This window comes from Streptomyces sp. NPDC060028 (genome assembly GCF_042736725.1).
Lineage (GTDB): Bacteria > Actinomycetota > Actinomycetes > Streptomycetales > Streptomycetaceae > Streptomyces.
Genome location: NZ_JBHWVJ010000129.1, coordinates 1 through 15,241, shown reverse-complemented (window position 1 = coordinate 15,241; position 15,241 = coordinate 1). Strand labels below are relative to the sequence as shown.

Sequence of the window (15,241 nt, the reverse complement as noted above, 5' to 3'; positions counted from 1 at the left end):
TGATCATCACCGCCTGAGGCGAGGTCCGACAGCGAGTTCTAAAACACGGCCTAGTCCCGCAGCACTCAGGGCCCGCGCACCCGTCAGGGGCGCGGGCTCTTCCGTGCCGCAGGTGTGGAAGAGCACCGCGCAGACGAACGAGACGCGCCCGCGCGCCCGCTCGGGCTTGCCCGATACGCGCGCCGCCCGCTGCGGTGGACCAGGATGGTGTCCATGTCCGACCGATTCACCACCCGAGTCCTCGATGTCTCCACCGGCCACACCGAGACCGTCACCGACCTGACCCGCCAGTGCGAGCAGTTCCTGTCCGAGGTGGCGGCCGGCCGCGACGGCCTGCTCAATCTCTTCGTCCCCCACGCCACCGCCGGCATCGCCGTCATCGAGACGGGCGCGGGCAGCGACCACGACCTCCTGGCCGCCCTGCAGAGCCTGCTGCCCGCCGACGACCGCTGGGAGCACCGCCACGGATCACCCGGCCACGGCCGCGACCACGTCCTGCCCGCCTTCGTCCCCCCACACGCCACCCTGCCCGTGCTCGATGGCCGGCTTCGGCTCGGCACCTGGCAGTCCGTCTGCCTGGTCGACACCAACAGAGACAACCCCGAACGTCAGGTACGTCTGTCGTTCCTCGGCTAGGCCGAGGGCACCCGACGCGGCCGGGGGCGCCGACGCCGGCCTTACGGGCCCCGCTTCCTCAGCCTCCGTACAGCTTGTTCACCGCAGTGCGCGTCGTCTTCTTGAAGGCGCTCACCGGAGCGTCCGTGAAGGTGCCCATGCGGCCCCAGTGCACCACGGTGACCGTCCGCCCGTCCCGGCCCACCGCGAAGAGGTGGACGTCGGAGCCGGTCCACGCATGCGTCGTACGCACGCCCTTGACGCTCGCGCCGTCCTCGGCACCGACGCGGCCGTAGTCACGCCATTCGGCCTTGACCTCAGGGTCCTGCTGTTGGACACGCTCGGCGCATCCCTTCACCGCCGAGTCGAACAGCGCGGCCAGCGACCTCGCCGCGGTCTCGTCACGTTCGACCACCGTCACCTGGACGGCGCCGGTGTCGACGTCCGTCCAGAACGCCCGGTGCCGCGACGTGGCGCCCGGCAGCGCCTCGCCGACGCAGAACGGGAGGGGGTCGGGCGTGCCGTCGGTCACCGGTCCGGCATGCCAGGACGTGCCTGCCTGCGGCGGCAGCTCACGAGCATCGAGGAAGGCAGGCCCGTCGGCGGCGACGGCCGGCGGCGCCGCCACCGGCGATGCGATCACTGCCGCGGCGGCTGTTGCGGCTGCGACACAGGTGAGGGCGAAGAGACGACGGCTCATGGAACTTCCCCGTTCAGGTGAGGTGGGCACGGCGCGGGTGGGTCGGCGCGCGGCCTCGACGCAACCCTGCCCGCCGGCAGGATCAACGTCCCCACGGCTCCGCGGTAACGCCGGTATCGCCGGTAACGCAGGCGTGCTGTACCGGCCGGGGCAACGACCCTCCCTGGTGCGCCGAAACCGCACACGGCCGAGCGCGCATGAGCGGGCGGCGGCGGGTTACACGGCGTCAATGAGACTTGAACACGGCGCCGCCGTGAGAGCCGCCCGCCTGCCCGTGCTGTTGTGGTTGCCGGTGCAAGCGGCCCTGCTGGTGGGCGTGGGACTGCTGGTGACCGGGCCGCTCGCAGACCAGTGGCCGCCGGCGGTGGAAGACGGCGTCAACCGCGCCTTGGCCGCGCACCGCGGCGGCCCCGTCACCCCGTTCTCGGAGTGGCTGTCCCTGCTGGCCGGCACCCGGAGCATCGTCGCGCTCACCGTCCTCGCCGTCGCCGCGCTGCTGGCGTTCTCGCGGGGGCGGCTGCTGCGGGAGGCGGTGTTCCTGGCCGCGGCCGTGGCCGCGCAGTCGGCGGTCTTCCTCCTGGTCACCATCCTGGTGGAGCGGCCGCGTCCGGACGTGCCCCACCTGGACGCCGCCCCGCCCACCTCCAGTTTCCCCTCCGGGCACGTCGGAGCCTCCGTGGCCCTGTTCGGGGGCCTGGCCGTCCTCGTGGCACTCCGCCTGCGCGGCGCGCGGCGGTGGGTGCGGTACGTCCTGATCGCAGCCCTGCTGCTGATCCCGGTGGCCGTGGCGTTCTCCCGGTTGTACCGGGGCATGCACCACCCCTCCGACGTGGTGGGCGGCCTGCTCAACGGGGCCTGCACCCTGCTCGTCGTGGCGCACGCGTTGCTGCTGTCGGCGCGGCCCCGGCCGGTGGCGCGGTGCGCCTCCGATGCGGCCCCGGCGGACCGGCTTCCGTCCGCCCGCGCCACCCGGGATGGCGACGGCGGAGCCCGGCGGGCCGTGGTGGTACGTCACCCGCACGGCTGCGGCGAGGAACTGGCCGAGCGGGTGCGAGGCGTCCTGCGCCGCCACGGCTACGCCGAACAGGCGTGGACGGCGACGTCCGCCGAGCACGCCGCCGGCGGCCTCGCCGACCGCATTGCCGAGGCGGACACCGCTCTCGTGGTGGTCTGCGGCGGGGACGGCACCGTACGCGCCTGCGCCGACGTGCTGGCCGGTACGGGAATTCCGCTCGCGGTCGTCCCCTGCGGCACCGGCAACCTGCTCGCGCGCAACCTGCGGCTGCCCTCCGATCCGGCCACGGCGCTGGAGACCGCCCTGTCCGGGGAGATCGCGCGGATCGACGTGGGGCGGGTACGGGGCGACGGGCTGGAGCCCGCCCGGTTCACCGTCATGGCGGGAGGCGGTTTCGACGCCGCGATGGTCGGGGACGCGTCGGAGCGGGTCAAGGAGCGCCTCGGCTGGGCCGCGTACGTCCTCTCCGCCGTCCGCCACCTGGGGGACCCGCGGATGCGCCTGTCGATCCGGCTGGACGGGGGCCCCGTACGGGAACGCCGCGCCCGCATGGTCGTCATCGGAAACGTCGGCACCCTGCAGGGCGGGCTGCCGCTGCTGCCCGACGCCCGGCCCGACAGCGGGCGGCTGGAAGTGGTGCTGCTGGACCCGCGCGGCGCCCGCGGCTGGCTCGCGGCGGCGGGGCACCTCGGGGCGCGCATGCTGCCTGGGCGGGCGGTGCCCGGCCCCGGCGGCGTGTACGGCAAGGTGGCCGGCGGCGCGCTGGAGTACTTCAGCGCCGTGCGCGTCGACATCCACTTCGCCAGGCCCCAGCCGCGCGAGCTCGACGGTGACGTCGTCGGCGCCGGTACCCGGCTGAGCGCCGAGGTGGAGCCGGGCGCGTTGCGGATCTGCCTGCCGCCGCGCGCGCCGGCCGACGAGGCGTCCACGGCGGCCACCACGGATACGGACACCCGAACACACGCGCACAGGGGGTGAAGAGCAATGGGAACCGCGACACGGGTACCGCAACGCGCCGACGTGGCGGCGGTGGAAGCCGAGCTGGAGGTGGAGGGCGAGGAGTTGTCCGCCGAGGAGGCCTTGGCGGCGCTGAAGCGCTACGGGGGCTGGAGTCTCGTACGGGACTCCTTCATCCGGTTCCGGTACGCCGACGGCTTCAGCCATTCCAGGGCACTGGCCCTGCAGACGGTCCTGTCGATCGTCCCGCTGGCCATCGCCGTCATCGGTCTGTCCAGCGCGCTGCACACCGAGGACATCGGGCGCGTCGCGGAACTGACGATCCGGCGGCTGGCGAGGGGCCCGAGCCAGGACGTGGTGGACGACGCGCTGGCGCAGAGCCGCCACCACTCCGGGGACGGCAGCCAGGTGGCCCTCTGGCTCGGACTGCTGTTCTCCGTGGTGAACGTGACCACCGCCCTGTGCCAGGTGGAGCGGGGCGCGAACCGCATCTACGGAACGGAACGCGACCGGCCGTTCCTGTACAAGTACACCCGGGGCCTGGTCATGTCCGTGCTGGCCGGTCTGCCCCTGGGGCTCAGCTTCGCGGTCACCGTCCTCGGCGCCGAGTTGAGCCGCGCCGTGGCGGAGGTGTACCACCTCGGCGCGGGCACCATCCGCGCGTGGGACCTGCTGCGCTGGCCCGTGGGGGTGCTGCTGGCCATCCTCGCCACCAGCGCCATCTTCCGCCTCTCCCCCCGCCGCACCCAGCCCGGCTACACGTGGCTGGCCTTCGGCGCCACGGTGTACCTGGTGCTGTGGCTGGCGGCGACATGGGGGCTGAGCCTCTACGTCGGCGCCAGCGGCTCCTTCGCCACCGTGTACGGGCCCCTCAGCGCGTTCGTGTCGCTGCTGCTGTGGTCCTACCTGACCTCGATGGCCCTGTTCCTGGGTCTGGCCTTCGCCGCCCAGCTGGAGGCCGTACGGGCCGGGGTGAGCGAACCGGTCACGGAGGACCCCGGCGTCTGACGCGCGGCGCGCCCCGACGGGCGGGCCGCGGCAACTCCCCGAGAGGAAGCACCACGACCATGGCACGAACCCCCGCCCGCCCGCGGCACTTCGCCGCCCGGCTGCTCTCCGCCCGCTCCGGGCCCGATGCGCGGTTCGGCGTACGGCTTCTGACGACGGTGGCCGCCACCGCCCTGGTGTCGGTACCCTTCGCGCTCGCCCTGGTGCTGGTCGAGTCGCAGTGGGCGCCCCTGCACCGGCTGGACCAGGGCACGGCCGAGCGGCTCCACGCGGCCGCCCTGGAGCATCCGGCGTGGGTGCGGGTGCTCGACTTCCTGAGCCACGTCGTGTGGGGACCCCTGACCATGCGTCTGCTGGTGGCGGCGCTGGTGGTGTGGCTGCTGGTCCGCGGGGCGGTACGTCTGGCACTGTGGGCGGCCGTCACGGCGACGGCCGGCGGCCTGCTCGGCCTGCTGGTGAAGAACGCGGTCGAACGGGCCCGGCCCCATCTGCCGCAGCCCGTCGCGCAGGCGCCCGGGTTCTCGTTCCCGTCCGGGCACGCCATGACGGCCACCACGTCCTGCGCGGTGCTGCTGCTGGCGCTGCTGCCCGTGGTTCCCCGGGCCTGTCGCCCCCTGGCGTGGGTGCTCGCGGCGGTCTCGGTGGTGGGCGTGGGCTACACGCGGGTGGTGCTCGGCGTGCACTGGGTGAGCGATGTGGTGGGGGGCTGGCTGCTCGGTCTGGCCGTGGTCACGGCGACGACCCTGGCCTTCGAAGCCTGGCGGGCGGATGTGGGGCGGACCCGCACCACGCCCGCGCAGGGTCTGGAGCCGGAGATCCTGGCCGATCGCCCCGAGCCCCCGGCGGGTGTTCCGGAGCGGCCTTGAGCCGTAGGAGCCGAGCGGCCGCCGGGTGCCGCGCACGGCGAGGTGCCGTGCCGGGCGCCGCGACTCGGTGAACCTTGCCGGTCACAGCACTACAGGTAGCGGCGGATGGGCTGCACCGCGGTTTCGCGCGCACGTTGTACGAGCGAGCGGCGCCTCCAGCGACCCGGGCGGATCAGCTCGCTGGCCTTGAGGTCATCGTCGTAATGCGCGTCGAGGGTCGCCGTGAACTCGGCGTCCATGACGGCGAGCATGACCTCTTCGTCGTGGTCGAGCGAGCGCCGGTTGAAGTTCGTCGAACCGATCAGGGAGACGACCCCGTCCATGGTCATGATCTTCGCGTGCATCATGGTCGGCTGGTACTGGTAAATGCGCACGCCGCAGTCGGTGAGTGCCTCGTAGTGGTGCTGACCGGCCAGCTGGCACACCCGCTTGTCCGTGTACGGGCCCGGCAGCAGGATGTCGACCTCGACGCCCCGACGGGCGGTGGCGCAGAGCAGGTCGATGAAGTACGTGTCGGGGGCGAAGTAGGCGGTCGCCAGGCGCACCCGCTCCTCGGCCGATTCCAGGATGACGCGTATCAGCGTCTGCATGTCCTGCCAGCCGAAACTCGCGGAACCGCGCACCACCTGCACGATGGCGTCTCCGCTCGGCTCGTGGCTGACGAACCGGTCGCGGTCGTCGAACATCTCCCGGTGGCATTCGGCCCAGTTCTGCGCGAACGCCGCGGCGATGCCGTCGACCGCCGGACCCCGGACTTCGACGTGCGTGTCCCGCCATTCGCCGGGGTTGCGTGCGTCGCCGCACCATTCCTCGGCGATGCCGACGCCACCCGTGAAAGCGGTCTGCTCGTCCACGACGAGGACCTTGCGGTGGCAGCGGTGGTTCTGCTTGAGCGGCGAAAGGTACAGCGGCTTGCGGAACCAGGCGACCTCGACCCCGGCGGCGCTCATGCGCTCGAGCAGGTCCTGCTCGATGAGGCGGCTGCCGAAGCCGTCCAGCAGCAGCCTCACCCGCACACCCGCGCGCGCCCGGTCACAGAGGGCTTCGGCGAAGCGTGTCGCGATGTCGCCCCGCCAGTAGACGAAGGTCATCATGTCGATGGTGTGGCGCGCGGAGGCGATGCCGTCCAGCATCGCGACGAAGATCTCGTCACCGTTGCGCAGCGGCCGCAGGGCGTTGCCCTCGGTCGCGGCGATGCCGATGAGCCGTTCCAGGCGTCGGCGTATGCGGCGGATCCGTTCGTCGGCCGTGCGGCTGCCGGCGGCCACCGCCACGGCCGGGTCCGGCGCGCCGCTGAGCAGCTGCTCTCCGTTGGTCATTTCGGTGCTCCTCGTACATGCACGGCGGTGGAGTCGGCGGCTCAGGCGGTGGACGTCCGCTCTACGGGTTCGCGGTCGGGTCCGGGTGCGCTCGCCTGCCAGGGCGGTGGCGCGGTCTGGTCGGTCCAGGCTGCCAGGGCCTCGCCGTCGATGCAGACGATGCCGCAGGCGGCGGCGTATTCGGCGGCTGGTGCGGTGAAGGAGCTCGTGGTGACGACGACGGCCACGTCGGCCTCGTGGACGGCGAAACAGGTGCCGCCGAAGCGCTGCAGGTCCTGTGAGCCGACGCGGTTGCCGTCGGCGTAGTGCTTGCACTGGAAGACGAGGCGCAGTCCGTCCGCGGTCGTCGCGACCACGTCGGCGCCCAGGTCTCCGGCGCCGCCGACCACTTCCACGGGTGTGCAGCCGTCCCGGGCGCACAGGGCGGCGACCGTGTGCTCGAATCCGTCGGCGTCGACCGCGGCGTGGTCCAGGGCCTCCCCCGCGACGTCGGGCACCTGCGGCGCCGGGTGCGCGTACGCATCCGGCGCACTCGGGCGGCGTACGGGGGTCGGGCGGCGCACGGGTGCCACGCTCCACCTGGCCACCGCCACCCCGACCGTGATGAGCACTGCCATGGCGATCGGCACCACGGATCCACCGGCCCCGGCCACGTCAGCCACCCCGACGGCTTTCAGGAAGACGGCCAGGCCGCCGACGCAGATCCCCACGAGCCCGACTGCGAGCACCACGTCCCGCCCGGCCGGTGCGGAGCCGGGCCGGGCCGGGCTCCTGTCCTCCCCCGGTGACGTCATAACGGAGCCTCCCTCTCTCGTTCAGGTGCGTTCCCACGCGCGTTCCCACGCGCACCCATGCCCGTTCACGTGCACCGCGGTCCCGAACCCATGAGGGGTTCGGGACCGCGGCGGATACCGGTCGTGCGGGTCGTGCGGGTCTCTGGCCGGTCAGCGCTTGAAGATGTCCTTCATCTTCTCCTTGGCCTGCCGGGCATCGCCCTTCGCCTTTTCGGCGCGGCCTTCCGCCGTCAGCCGTTCATTGCCGACCGCACGGCCGGCCGTCTCCTTGAGCTTGCCCTTGGCCTGCTCGGACTTGGCCTGGTTCTTCTCGTTACCCGACACAGCTGACCACTCCCTGAGGTGGGAAACTCGTACGACTCCTCGTGTGGCCAGGATCCCGGGCCTTAAACGGATGCCCGCAGGCGGCTGCGCGGGTTGCCGCGAGCCGCGGACCCGCGCGGTCAGATGTACATGTTCTTCTCGTCGTACGAGGGCCCGTAGTGCCAGCCCGTGACGGGCCCTTTTCTACTGTGAGGCCGGTTCGGTGAGCGTGGCGAGGCCTGCGCACAGAAGCCGTACGCTGCGGACGAACTTGTCGTCCTCGGTGAAGGCAGAGGCGGCGGCCACCGTCAGGGGGAACCGTGCGTGCAGCGCGGCGGCATCCTCGGCGCTGACGGCGATGGCGGGTGACTCGCTCTGCTCCTGGAGGACGAATCCGGTGGCGTGGCTGAGCAGTGCGTCCGCGCCGATGCCGCTGGGCTCGGTGGGGATGTCGGCCGCGTGCAGGGTTTCCAGGAGTCGTTCCATGAGGGACAGCGCACCGGTGCTGAGGACCTTGGGGCTGTCGGCCAGCATCACCGCGCCGCCGGGGTGGCGCCGGATGCTCTGCCGGAGGGTGACGAGCTGGGCCTCGACGCGTTCCTGCCAGCCCGCTTCGGGGTCGAGTTCGGACAGGGCCGTCGTGCCCGCTTCGTAGGCCTGGCGGGCGACGCGGTCCGCCATGAGCTGGACCAGGGCGCTCTTGTTGGGGACGTGGTAGTAGAGGCTTCCGGCCTGGGCGTCGAGCCGCTGCGCCACTTTGCGCATCGACAGGCCGTGGTAGCCGGACTCGGCGAACTCCGCCATGCCCGCGTCGATGATCCGCTCTCGCGTCAGCTTCATGGGAGCAGCCTAACCCCATTTTCTAACGGTGTTTGAATTATGGTGCGGTTCGGGCTACCGTCGTCCTCGAAGCACACGACCGGGACCGAAGGGGGGTGGTGGCGATGGGCGCGGTGGTGTTCAACGTGACCACGGCAGCACTGATGGTTTTGATGTTCAAGGGCGGACTGGCCCTGATCGGCGAGGACACGCTGCGGGGGCGGCGCGTCCCCTGGGCGGCGCTGGCCCTGACCGGGCTCGCCCTCGCCGGGGTAGCGCTCCAACTGTGCTGGCCGGGTGCCATGGACGCCCTCGACGCCGACCCGGCCCGGTCCGGCTGGTGGCGGGTCGTCACCTCGGTCTTCATGCAGAACGGCGGCCTGTTCGGCGGCGCCTGGAACATCGCCACGCTCGCCACCGTCGCCGCCCTGGCCGACTGGTTCTGGGGCGCCCCGCTCACCCTGAGCCTGTTCCTCGCCGGGATCCTCCTGCCCGAGCACATCGACGCAGTCTTCGGCGTGGGCGGCCACCACAGCACCGACCCCCGCAACTTCGCGGGCAGTTCGGGAGCCACCTACTTCCTCGGAGCGACCCTGGCCGCCGCCCTCCTCCTGCGCGTCCTGCGCAGCGGCCGGGGCAAGACGCAGCGCAAGGAGGCCCTGCTCGCCGCCGGTGTGCCCGCGCTCGGCCTGGCGATGTGGTTCACCCAGGCCAACGGCCACGGGCTCGTATCCGTGTACGGCTTCCTCCTGGGCACCCTGGCCTGTCTCCTGGCCCGCCCGGCCGCGCTCCGCCCCCGCCCGGCCTGCCAGAACACAGCCCGCCCGGCCTGATCCCCCACCGGGCCCGACGGGCCCCTCCAGTACCGCGGTCAGGACCCGGTCGCGGACTCGGTGTCGGGGTGCAAGCGGAAGACCTGGTCCAAGCCGACGACCCGCAGGAGGCGCAGGGTGTTGGCCGGGATCGTCGTGGGGACGCCGAGGGCGAGGAGGGCGGTGTCGTCGTCGAGGCCGTCACCGAAGCCGTCCAGCAAACCGGTCAGGGCCTCGATGACCGCGTCCGGGGACTTGCCGGCCTGGTCGGCGGCGAAGGCGCGCAGAGCTTCCTCCCCGTACAGAGCCGTACGCCCTTCGCCGGTGCGGGCTTCGGTGAGGCCGTCGGTGTAGAGCAGGAGGGTGTCGCCGGGGGCGAGGACGGTCGTGGCAGAGACGAAGGGCGCGGCAGGCAGGATGCCCACGAGGAGGCCACCGGGGGTGGGCAGGAAATCTGCTGTGCCGTCGGCACGAAGGACCAGGGCCGGCGGGTGGCCGCCCGAGGCGAGGCCGACGGTGACCTGCCCGGTGGCGGGGTCGGGTTCGAGAACGCCGAGGATGGCGGTGCAGTAGCGGGGGTCGCCGCCGGTGTAGCGCTCGTGGAGCGCCTGGTTGAGGGTCGAGAGGGCGGAGACGGGGTCGGGGTCGTGCAGGGCGGCGGCGCGCAGGGTGTAGCGGGTCAGTGAGGTGACCGCGGCCATTGCGGTGGGCATGCTGTTCAGGACGCACACCAGGGGTGGGCGGTTCGGTGCGTCCCGGCTCCTGACGGTGACCCCTCCCCCTCGTCTCACCGCGGGTGAGGCGGGTGCCGCTGCGGCTGGCGCGACCTACTCCGTGCCATAGGCAGCCCACCGCCCCAGGGTGAACCCGTCCCCCTCTTGCCGGACTTCCACGGCACCGGCCCCGCCGAAGTGTGCGGGGACGACCAGTTCCCTCTCGGCGGCGGCTCGTTCGAGGATCCGACGGCGGCTGGCCACTGCTTGTTCCGCATCCAGGCAGAAGCAGCTGTTGCAGGTGGGCGTGAGGATCTGGACCGGGCTGTGCAGAAGATCACCGACGAAGACCGCCCGGTCGCCCCCGGACGCGAGCCGCAGTACGGATGACCCGGGCGTGTGGCCGGGCGCGGACTCCAGAGTGAGGTGCTCGTCGATGCGGTGGGTGCCGTCCCACAGGACAGCCTGCCCGGCCCGGTGGACGGGCGCGATGCTGTCTTCGTAGATCAGCCGGTCGTCTTCCCGGAGGCCGTTCCCGTACGCGTTGTCCGGGCCGAAGTGGAAGTCGTCCGCGGCCGGGATGAGGTACTGGGCGTTGGGGAACGTCGGCTCCCACCCTCCGTCCACACCGACGGTGTTCCAACCGACGTGATCACCGTGGACATGCGTGTTGACCACTACGTCGACGTCCTGCGGCCGGACGCCGGCCTGCGCGAGCCCACCCAGGAAGTCGCCCTGCCAGTGGTGGAACTGCGCCGAGCCGGGCCGCTCGCGCCCGTTGCCGACGCCGGTGTCGACCAGGACGGTCCGTCCGCCGCTGCGCAGCACCCAGGTCTGCAGCGCCACCATCGCCCTGTCGTTGTCCGACTCCCAGTGATCAGGCGCCAGCCAGTCCTCGTTGCCCTTCCACACCTCGGCCCCGGACTCCGGAACCAGACCGCGCGCGGGTATGAACGCCCCTTGCCACTCGACGACTCGGATGACCTCGACATCGCCGAGCACGATGCTCTGCTTGCTCTCGCTCTTCATGCCCTCGACTCTAGGAGGAGGTGATGAGCTGCTCAATGCCTGTTGAGCTCATGCAGATACGCAGCCGTCTCACCCATGACGCTACGGGTATCCTGGCCCGATGGACGTGGTGAGTGACGCAGTCTCGGCGATACGCATCGGGCGTCCTTCCTCCAACCGGGTGCGGGTGGGCGGGAGCTGGTGCACGCGGCTCGCCCCGTACGACGGTGCGGGCTTCCACGTGGTGCTGGAGGGCAGCTGCTGGCTGCTGCCCGACGGCGGCCCTCCCGTCTCGCTCGGCGCGGGCGACGTGGTGCTGCTGCCACACGGCACCGGGCACGTGATCGCCGACGCCCCTGCCGATGCGGCAACCGTGAGCCAGGCGGCGCCGTTCGAGCGGTGGCTCGCCGGTACCACCGGGCCGCAGCTGCCCCAAGCCGCCTGCGGCAACGTGGAGATGCTGTGCGGCAAGTACCGGCTCGACCGCAGTCGCATACACCCGCTCATGGCGGAACTGCCGAAGGTCGTCCACCTGCCGAACCGAGTGGGCGCCCATGTCGAACTGCGCGCCGCGGTCGACCTGCTGGGCCACGAACTGGGCAACCAAAGGCCCGGCGCCTGCATCGCGGTGCCCAGCCTGCTGGACCTCCTCCTCGTCTACATGATCCGGTCCTGGGCGGCCCAAGGGAGCGGCACCTGGCCGACCGTACTGGGCGACCCGGTGGCGGCCGCGGCCCTACGGGCCCTGCACTCGGACCTTGCCGCCCCGTGGACCAACGACCGTCTGGCCGCCGAGGCAGGCGTCTCCCGCGCCACCCTGGCCCGCCGCTTCACCACCCTGGTCGGCCGTCCACCGATGGCGTACCTCACCTGGTGGCGCCTGACCTTCGCCGCCACCCTGCTCCGCGACACCCCGTACCCTCTGGCCACCATCGCCCGCCGCGTCGGCTACGGCACCCCGTACGCCCTCTCACATGCCTTCAGCCGGGAATTCGGTACTACCCCGGGGCAGTACCGGGCTTCGACAGCGGGGCAATCGGCTTCCATGTAACAGCCCTTGGGCGGGTGCCTTGCAAGACCGGGCCCTTGGTCCGCGTACCACTCAGCCGCGCTCGAAGTCCTTGCCGGGGCAGCCGAAGTCGCCGACGATGCTCTGAGGCCCCGGCCGTCCGGGCTCCACCGGGCACGGTCAGGACAACGCAGGACAGGGGAAACAGTGAAGCAACACCACATTTCGAGGACGCTCCCGATATCGGCGTCGCCGGCCTTGGCCCTCGTGCCGCTCCTCGTACTCGCCGGGCTGCTGCTGGGCCCCGCGGCGACCGCCGCGGCGAGCGTGCCAGCCGCTCGGCAGGCGCCCGTTGCGGCGACGGCGTTCATGCCGGGCAGTCTCCCTGCAGTGGGCGCCGGCTCGGTGACCGGTGTCCACGCGCCGGTGTCGTCCCCCGTTCGGGCCACCACCGGGGACAAGAAGGGCAAGAAGAGCAAGAAGAGCAAGAAGAGCAGCGGGTTCTTCAAGAAGCTCGTCATCGTCGCGGTCATCGTCATCGTGCTGCTCGTGGTCGTGTACGGGGTCCGCCGTGCCTTCCGTCGCAGGTCCGCATAGCCGCACGAGCGCTGGAAAGCTGTGCCCCGCCGGCGGTCGGGGCACAGCGACGAGAGCCGTGCTTCACGACAGGTCTCGCGGAAGGGGATCCGGCCGGGGAGATCGCTTCCCACGGCCGCGGCATCCCGACACCGTCTCGCGGGAAACCCCGTCGACCGCACGGGCGGGTCTGCCTACGCTGCACTGCATGACCCCCGCCCTGCGCGCCCGCCGACTCTTCCACGCCGTGGAGGCGCACCAGGGTGCGGACGTCTTCCTCGCGGTTGTCGAACCGTGGCTGGACGAGCACACCGACGCCGTCCGGGAGGCCCTCGCGCCGCTGGCCGCCTTCGGCGAATGGGAGCGGACCCGGTACGAGCGCGGCGACCCCCTGGAGACGGCGTACGCGCTCAGCCGAGTCAGCGACGCACTGATCTACAAGTTCCAGCCGCTGTTGCCGCCGGGCTCTGACATCCCCTGGGCGCATGACATCCACGAGCCCGAGTCCTGGCCGCAGATCACCCGTGACCAGTACCTGGCTGCCTTCGCCCGGCTCGGCATGGCCCCGATCGGCGACGTCGCATTCGAACCGTTCTTCCACGAGGTCGTCCACGTCGAGCAGGACGAGCACCCCGAGGCGCCGGTCGAGATCACCGGGACGGTCTGGCCGGGCCTGATGTTCGGGGAGATGCTGTTCAGCCGCACCGGTGTGACGGTGCGTGCCGGCGCCCGGCACCTGGTCGAGGGCATCGCGGACCGGTCGCCGCTCCACGAGGTATTCGTGCGCCGTAACCGGGAGACCTTCGACGGGTCGCTGGCCTGGGGCAGCAACTCGCAGTGGAATACGAGCTTCCGCCGCGACTACCTCACCGACGCCGCCTACCATTTCGCTGTCGACGAGGACCCCGACCCAGACCGGAGCTTCTTCGGCGGACCGAGGAAGCTGACTCCGGCCGAGCGATCGGACCTCGTGCGGTACCGCTGCTTGACCCGTCCCCTCCAGGATCCGGATGCCTGGAACAGCGCCTGCCCGGGCGGGCGGCTCACCCTCCCGCGGCCTGCGGAGACGCCCTCACCCGCCTACGACGGCGCATCCACGAGCCCGACAGCGAGAGATTCGCCGAGATCTCCCGAACCCGCAACGGCAAGACCGACTGCATGAGCAACGCACACCGCGGCTTCGTTCTCCAGGGCGCGTCACTGCGGTAGTGATGCGATGAGATCCACCTCGATGAGTTGCCCGCCGAAGCCGAGCTGTGCGACGCCCAGGAGTGTGCTGGCCGTGGTGAACGCCGGGCCGAGGACCGAGCCGGTGAGACGGCGCCACGCTGCACCCAGGACGTCGATGTCATCACTGCACACGTAGATCACCGAGCGAACGACGTGCCGCGGCAGGGCGCCGACCGCAGCCAGAGCGATCACGGCGTTTGCCGCGACCCGGTCGATCTGCATGTCGAGGGAACCCGGGCCGACGAGCAACCCCTGGCGATCGAGCGGGCATTGTCCGGCCAGGTAGGCGGTCCGGCCGGCCTCGACCACGGTGATGTGGTGGTAGCCAGGCGTCTCGTGCAACTGGTCAGGGTTGATACGGGTGATCTTCGCGCTCATACCCGCGAGTGTGATGATCCCGCGGCCGGCACGCACCGTATTTTCCGCCCCTCTCGAAGCTTCGGCCGTCCTTGAGCGCCTGCACGGGCGTCCGCGCCGATCGCGACGGGCGCCCCGCAGGACCGGCGGGGTGACGGCCGGTGGCAGGCGGGGACTCCGGCCCGCCACGTACGGCCGACACCAGCCGCGCCGACCAGCAGGGACCGGGCCGTGCCCGCGTCCGCGTCCGCGTCCGCCGAATCACGGCGACATCAGCAGTTTGTTCTGGATTCACATGGTATGACTTCCCCATGATGGGGCGGGCCCGGGCTCCTCCGGTCCCGCCCCTCCGCCGGAAGGCTCCGCCATGACGCGTACCCGCCGCCGAACCGCGCTCCTGCTCGCCGCGCTGTCCCTGTGCACCCTGCCGCTGGTCCACTCCGCCCCGCGCGCCGAGGCCGCCGGACCCGCGCACTGCGCCCCCGGCGCACTCCCCGTCCACCCCGACCTCCCGGGGACCGCGCAGGGGCAGCTCGTCGCACTCCAGCCGGACGCCGGCCCGCGCAGCGGCGGCACCCAGGTCACCCTGACCGGCGCCAACCTCACCCCCTACACCCGGGTGCTCTTCGGCACCCTGGCACCGGACGGCTGCTTCACCGGCCTGGAGGCCACAGACGTGGTGGTGCTCAGCGACACCTCCGTCCTCGCCGTCGCCCCCGAGTGGCCCGCGGCAGCGACCGTCTCCGTCTACGCCGCCACCCCCTGCGGGCAGCTCACCAATCCGCTCCCCTTCACCTACCTCGCCTGACCCGTAGCTGGCCCTGGCCGATCTGCGGGCATGCGACACCCCGGCGTGAGCGGCACGCCTCGACGCCGCTCAGCCGGTCCGGTCGACCGACGGCGGGCGCCGGTGCAGTACGGCCCGCTCTGGCGGAAGTTCGGGGTGACCGTGGCCGTGCCGCACTCGCCGGTCGGCAATTGCATTCGGGCGCCCGCACCCGCACCCGTGAGCGGCACTGGACCTGCTCACAGGTGAGGGCATCGGGTTCGCGCCCCCGCTCGTCCTGGCCCTCGCCGGCGGCGCTTAGGACCTGTCCGGTCGATCTTTGAGGCTATGGCGTTTGACACCCGTGTATCTCG

16 protein-coding genes and 1 pseudogene are annotated in these 15,241 nt (G+C 71.9%); 9 read left to right on the top strand and 8 right to left on the bottom strand.

What is annotated here, in order from left to right:
• Window positions 1-213 precede the first annotated feature (213 nt).
• Window positions 214-636, top strand: a complete 423-nt coding sequence (locus ACFWBF_RS35430; RefSeq protein WP_385608958.1) for a secondary thiamine-phosphate synthase enzyme YjbQ — start codon at window positions 214-216, stop codon at window positions 634-636.
• Window positions 637-694: 58 nt separating this feature from the next.
• Here the strand turns inward: ACFWBF_RS35430 and ACFWBF_RS35425 are convergent, their stop codons facing one another.
• Window positions 695-1,315, bottom strand: coding sequence for a hypothetical protein (locus tag ACFWBF_RS35425; RefSeq protein WP_385608957.1), 621 nt, complete (start codon window positions 1,313-1,315; stop codon window positions 695-697).
• Window positions 1,316-1,544: 229 nt separating this feature from the next.
• Here ACFWBF_RS35425 and ACFWBF_RS35420 point away from each other — a divergent pair, with 229 nt between their 5' ends.
• From ACFWBF_RS35420 to ACFWBF_RS35410, 3 genes are read left to right on the top strand one after another with little or no spacing between them, the layout of a single operon-like run.
• Entirely contained in the window at window positions 1,545-3,308 is a 1,764-nt protein-coding gene (locus ACFWBF_RS35420) for a diacylglycerol kinase family protein (RefSeq protein WP_385608956.1), read from the top strand.
• A gap of 6 nt (window positions 3,309-3,314) precedes the next feature.
• On the top strand, window positions 3,315-4,295 hold the full coding sequence (locus ACFWBF_RS35415) for a YihY/virulence factor BrkB family protein (protein WP_385608955.1): 981 nt from the start codon (window positions 3,315-3,317) through the stop codon (window positions 4,293-4,295).
• 59 nt (window positions 4,296-4,354) lie between these two features.
• Window positions 4,355-5,161: a phosphatase PAP2 family protein gene (locus ACFWBF_RS35410; protein WP_385608954.1), complete on the top strand. Its 807-nt coding sequence runs from the start codon at window positions 4,355-4,357 to the stop codon at window positions 5,159-5,161.
• A gap of 89 nt (window positions 5,162-5,250) precedes the next feature.
• Here ACFWBF_RS35410 and ACFWBF_RS35405 read toward each other — a convergent pair whose 3' ends face one another.
• The 4 genes from ACFWBF_RS35405 to ACFWBF_RS35390 all read right to left on the bottom strand — a co-directional run bounded on the left by ACFWBF_RS35405 (window position 5,251) and on the right by ACFWBF_RS35390 (window position 8,417).
• Window positions 5,251-6,480, bottom strand: coding sequence for a phosphatidylserine/phosphatidylglycerophosphate/cardiolipin synthase family protein (locus ACFWBF_RS35405; protein WP_385608953.1), 1,230 nt, complete (start codon window positions 6,478-6,480; stop codon window positions 5,251-5,253).
• A gap of 41 nt (window positions 6,481-6,521) precedes the next feature.
• Entirely contained in the window at window positions 6,522-7,274 is a 753-nt protein-coding gene (locus ACFWBF_RS35400; protein ID WP_385608952.1) for a restriction endonuclease, read from the bottom strand.
• Window positions 7,275-7,424: 150 nt separating this feature from the next.
• Entirely contained in the window at window positions 7,425-7,598 is a 174-nt protein-coding gene (locus ACFWBF_RS35395; protein WP_385221243.1) for a CsbD family protein, read from the bottom strand.
• A 183-nt stretch (window positions 7,599-7,781) separates the two neighbouring features.
• Entirely contained in the window at window positions 7,782-8,417 is a 636-nt protein-coding gene (locus tag ACFWBF_RS35390; protein WP_385608951.1) for a TetR/AcrR family transcriptional regulator, read from the bottom strand.
• 125 nt (window positions 8,418-8,542) lie between these two features.
• On the opposite strand from ACFWBF_RS35390, the gene ACFWBF_RS35385 reads away from it, so the two are divergent.
• Window positions 8,543-9,229, top strand: a complete 687-nt coding sequence (locus ACFWBF_RS35385; RefSeq protein ID WP_385608950.1) for a hypothetical protein — start codon at window positions 8,543-8,545, stop codon at window positions 9,227-9,229.
• A gap of 38 nt (window positions 9,230-9,267) precedes the next feature.
• Here ACFWBF_RS35385 and ACFWBF_RS35380 read toward each other — a convergent pair.
• Window positions 9,268-9,906, bottom strand: a pseudogene (locus ACFWBF_RS35380) (PP2C family protein-serine/threonine phosphatase); the annotation flags it as partial.
• A 129-nt stretch (window positions 9,907-10,035) separates the two neighbouring features.
• Window positions 10,036-10,950, bottom strand: a complete 915-nt coding sequence (locus ACFWBF_RS35375) for an MBL fold metallo-hydrolase (RefSeq protein ID WP_385608949.1) — start codon at window positions 10,948-10,950, stop codon at window positions 10,036-10,038.
• A gap of 100 nt (window positions 10,951-11,050) precedes the next feature.
• On the opposite strand from ACFWBF_RS35375, the gene ACFWBF_RS35370 reads away from it, so the two are divergent.
• The 3 genes from ACFWBF_RS35370 to ACFWBF_RS35360 all read left to right on the top strand — a co-directional run bounded on the left by ACFWBF_RS35370 (window position 11,051) and on the right by ACFWBF_RS35360 (window position 13,676).
• Window positions 11,051-11,980 (top strand): AraC family transcriptional regulator, encoded by a 930-nt coding sequence (locus ACFWBF_RS35370; protein WP_385608948.1) that lies wholly within the window; start codon window positions 11,051-11,053, stop codon window positions 11,978-11,980.
• A gap of 225 nt (window positions 11,981-12,205) precedes the next feature.
• Window positions 12,206-12,535 (top strand): hypothetical protein, encoded by a 330-nt coding sequence (locus tag ACFWBF_RS35365; RefSeq protein ID WP_385608947.1) that lies wholly within the window; start codon window positions 12,206-12,208, stop codon window positions 12,533-12,535.
• A 187-nt stretch (window positions 12,536-12,722) separates the two neighbouring features.
• Complete coding sequence (locus tag ACFWBF_RS35360; RefSeq protein WP_385608946.1) at window positions 12,723-13,676, top strand: hypothetical protein; 954 nt, start codon at window positions 12,723-12,725, stop codon at window positions 13,674-13,676.
• Between the two features lie 35 nt (window positions 13,677-13,711).
• Here ACFWBF_RS35360 and ACFWBF_RS35355 read toward each other — a convergent pair whose 3' ends face one another.
• Entirely contained in the window at window positions 13,712-14,122 is a 411-nt protein-coding gene (locus tag ACFWBF_RS35355; RefSeq protein WP_385608945.1) for a RidA family protein, read from the bottom strand.
• Between the two features lie 346 nt (window positions 14,123-14,468).
• Here ACFWBF_RS35355 and ACFWBF_RS35350 point away from each other — a divergent pair, with 346 nt between their 5' ends.
• Window positions 14,469-14,909 carry an IPT/TIG domain-containing protein gene (locus ACFWBF_RS35350; RefSeq protein WP_385608944.1) on the top strand — a complete coding sequence of 147 codons (441 nt, stop codon included), beginning with the start codon at window positions 14,469-14,471 and terminating at the stop codon, window positions 14,907-14,909.
• The last annotated feature ends 332 nt before the right edge of the window (window positions 14,910-15,241 follow it).

Coding starts and splice junctions, on each gene's coding strand:
- ACFWBF_RS35430 (WP_385608958.1), top strand. CDS start 214: ATGTCCGACCGATTCACCACCCGAGTCCTCGATGTCTCCACCGGCCAC.
- ACFWBF_RS35425 (WP_385608957.1), bottom strand. CDS start 1,315: ATGAGCCGTCGTCTCTTCGCCCTCACCTGTGTCGCAGCCGCAACAGCC.
- ACFWBF_RS35420 (WP_385608956.1), top strand. CDS start 1,545: ATGAGACTTGAACACGGCGCCGCCGTGAGAGCCGCCCGCCTGCCCGTG.
- ACFWBF_RS35415 (WP_385608955.1), top strand. CDS start 3,315: ATGGGAACCGCGACACGGGTACCGCAACGCGCCGACGTGGCGGCGGTG.
- ACFWBF_RS35410 (WP_385608954.1), top strand. CDS start 4,355: ATGGCACGAACCCCCGCCCGCCCGCGGCACTTCGCCGCCCGGCTGCTC.
- ACFWBF_RS35405 (WP_385608953.1), bottom strand. CDS start 6,480: ATGACCAACGGAGAGCAGCTGCTCAGCGGCGCGCCGGACCCGGCCGTG.
- ACFWBF_RS35400 (WP_385608952.1), bottom strand. CDS start 7,274: ATGACGTCACCGGGGGAGGACAGGAGCCCGGCCCGGCCCGGCTCCGCA.
- ACFWBF_RS35390 (WP_385608951.1), bottom strand. CDS start 8,417: ATGAAGCTGACGCGAGAGCGGATCATCGACGCGGGCATGGCGGAGTTC.
- ACFWBF_RS35375 (WP_385608949.1), bottom strand. CDS start 10,950: ATGAAGAGCGAGAGCAAGCAGAGCATCGTGCTCGGCGATGTCGAGGTC.
- ACFWBF_RS35370 (WP_385608948.1), top strand. CDS start 11,051: ATGGACGTGGTGAGTGACGCAGTCTCGGCGATACGCATCGGGCGTCCT.
- ACFWBF_RS35360 (WP_385608946.1), top strand. CDS start 12,723: ATGACCCCCGCCCTGCGCGCCCGCCGACTCTTCCACGCCGTGGAGGCG.
- ACFWBF_RS35355 (WP_385608945.1), bottom strand. CDS start 14,122: ATGAGCGCGAAGATCACCCGTATCAACCCTGACCAGTTGCACGAGACG.
- ACFWBF_RS35350 (WP_385608944.1), top strand. CDS start 14,469: ATGACGCGTACCCGCCGCCGAACCGCGCTCCTGCTCGCCGCGCTGTCC.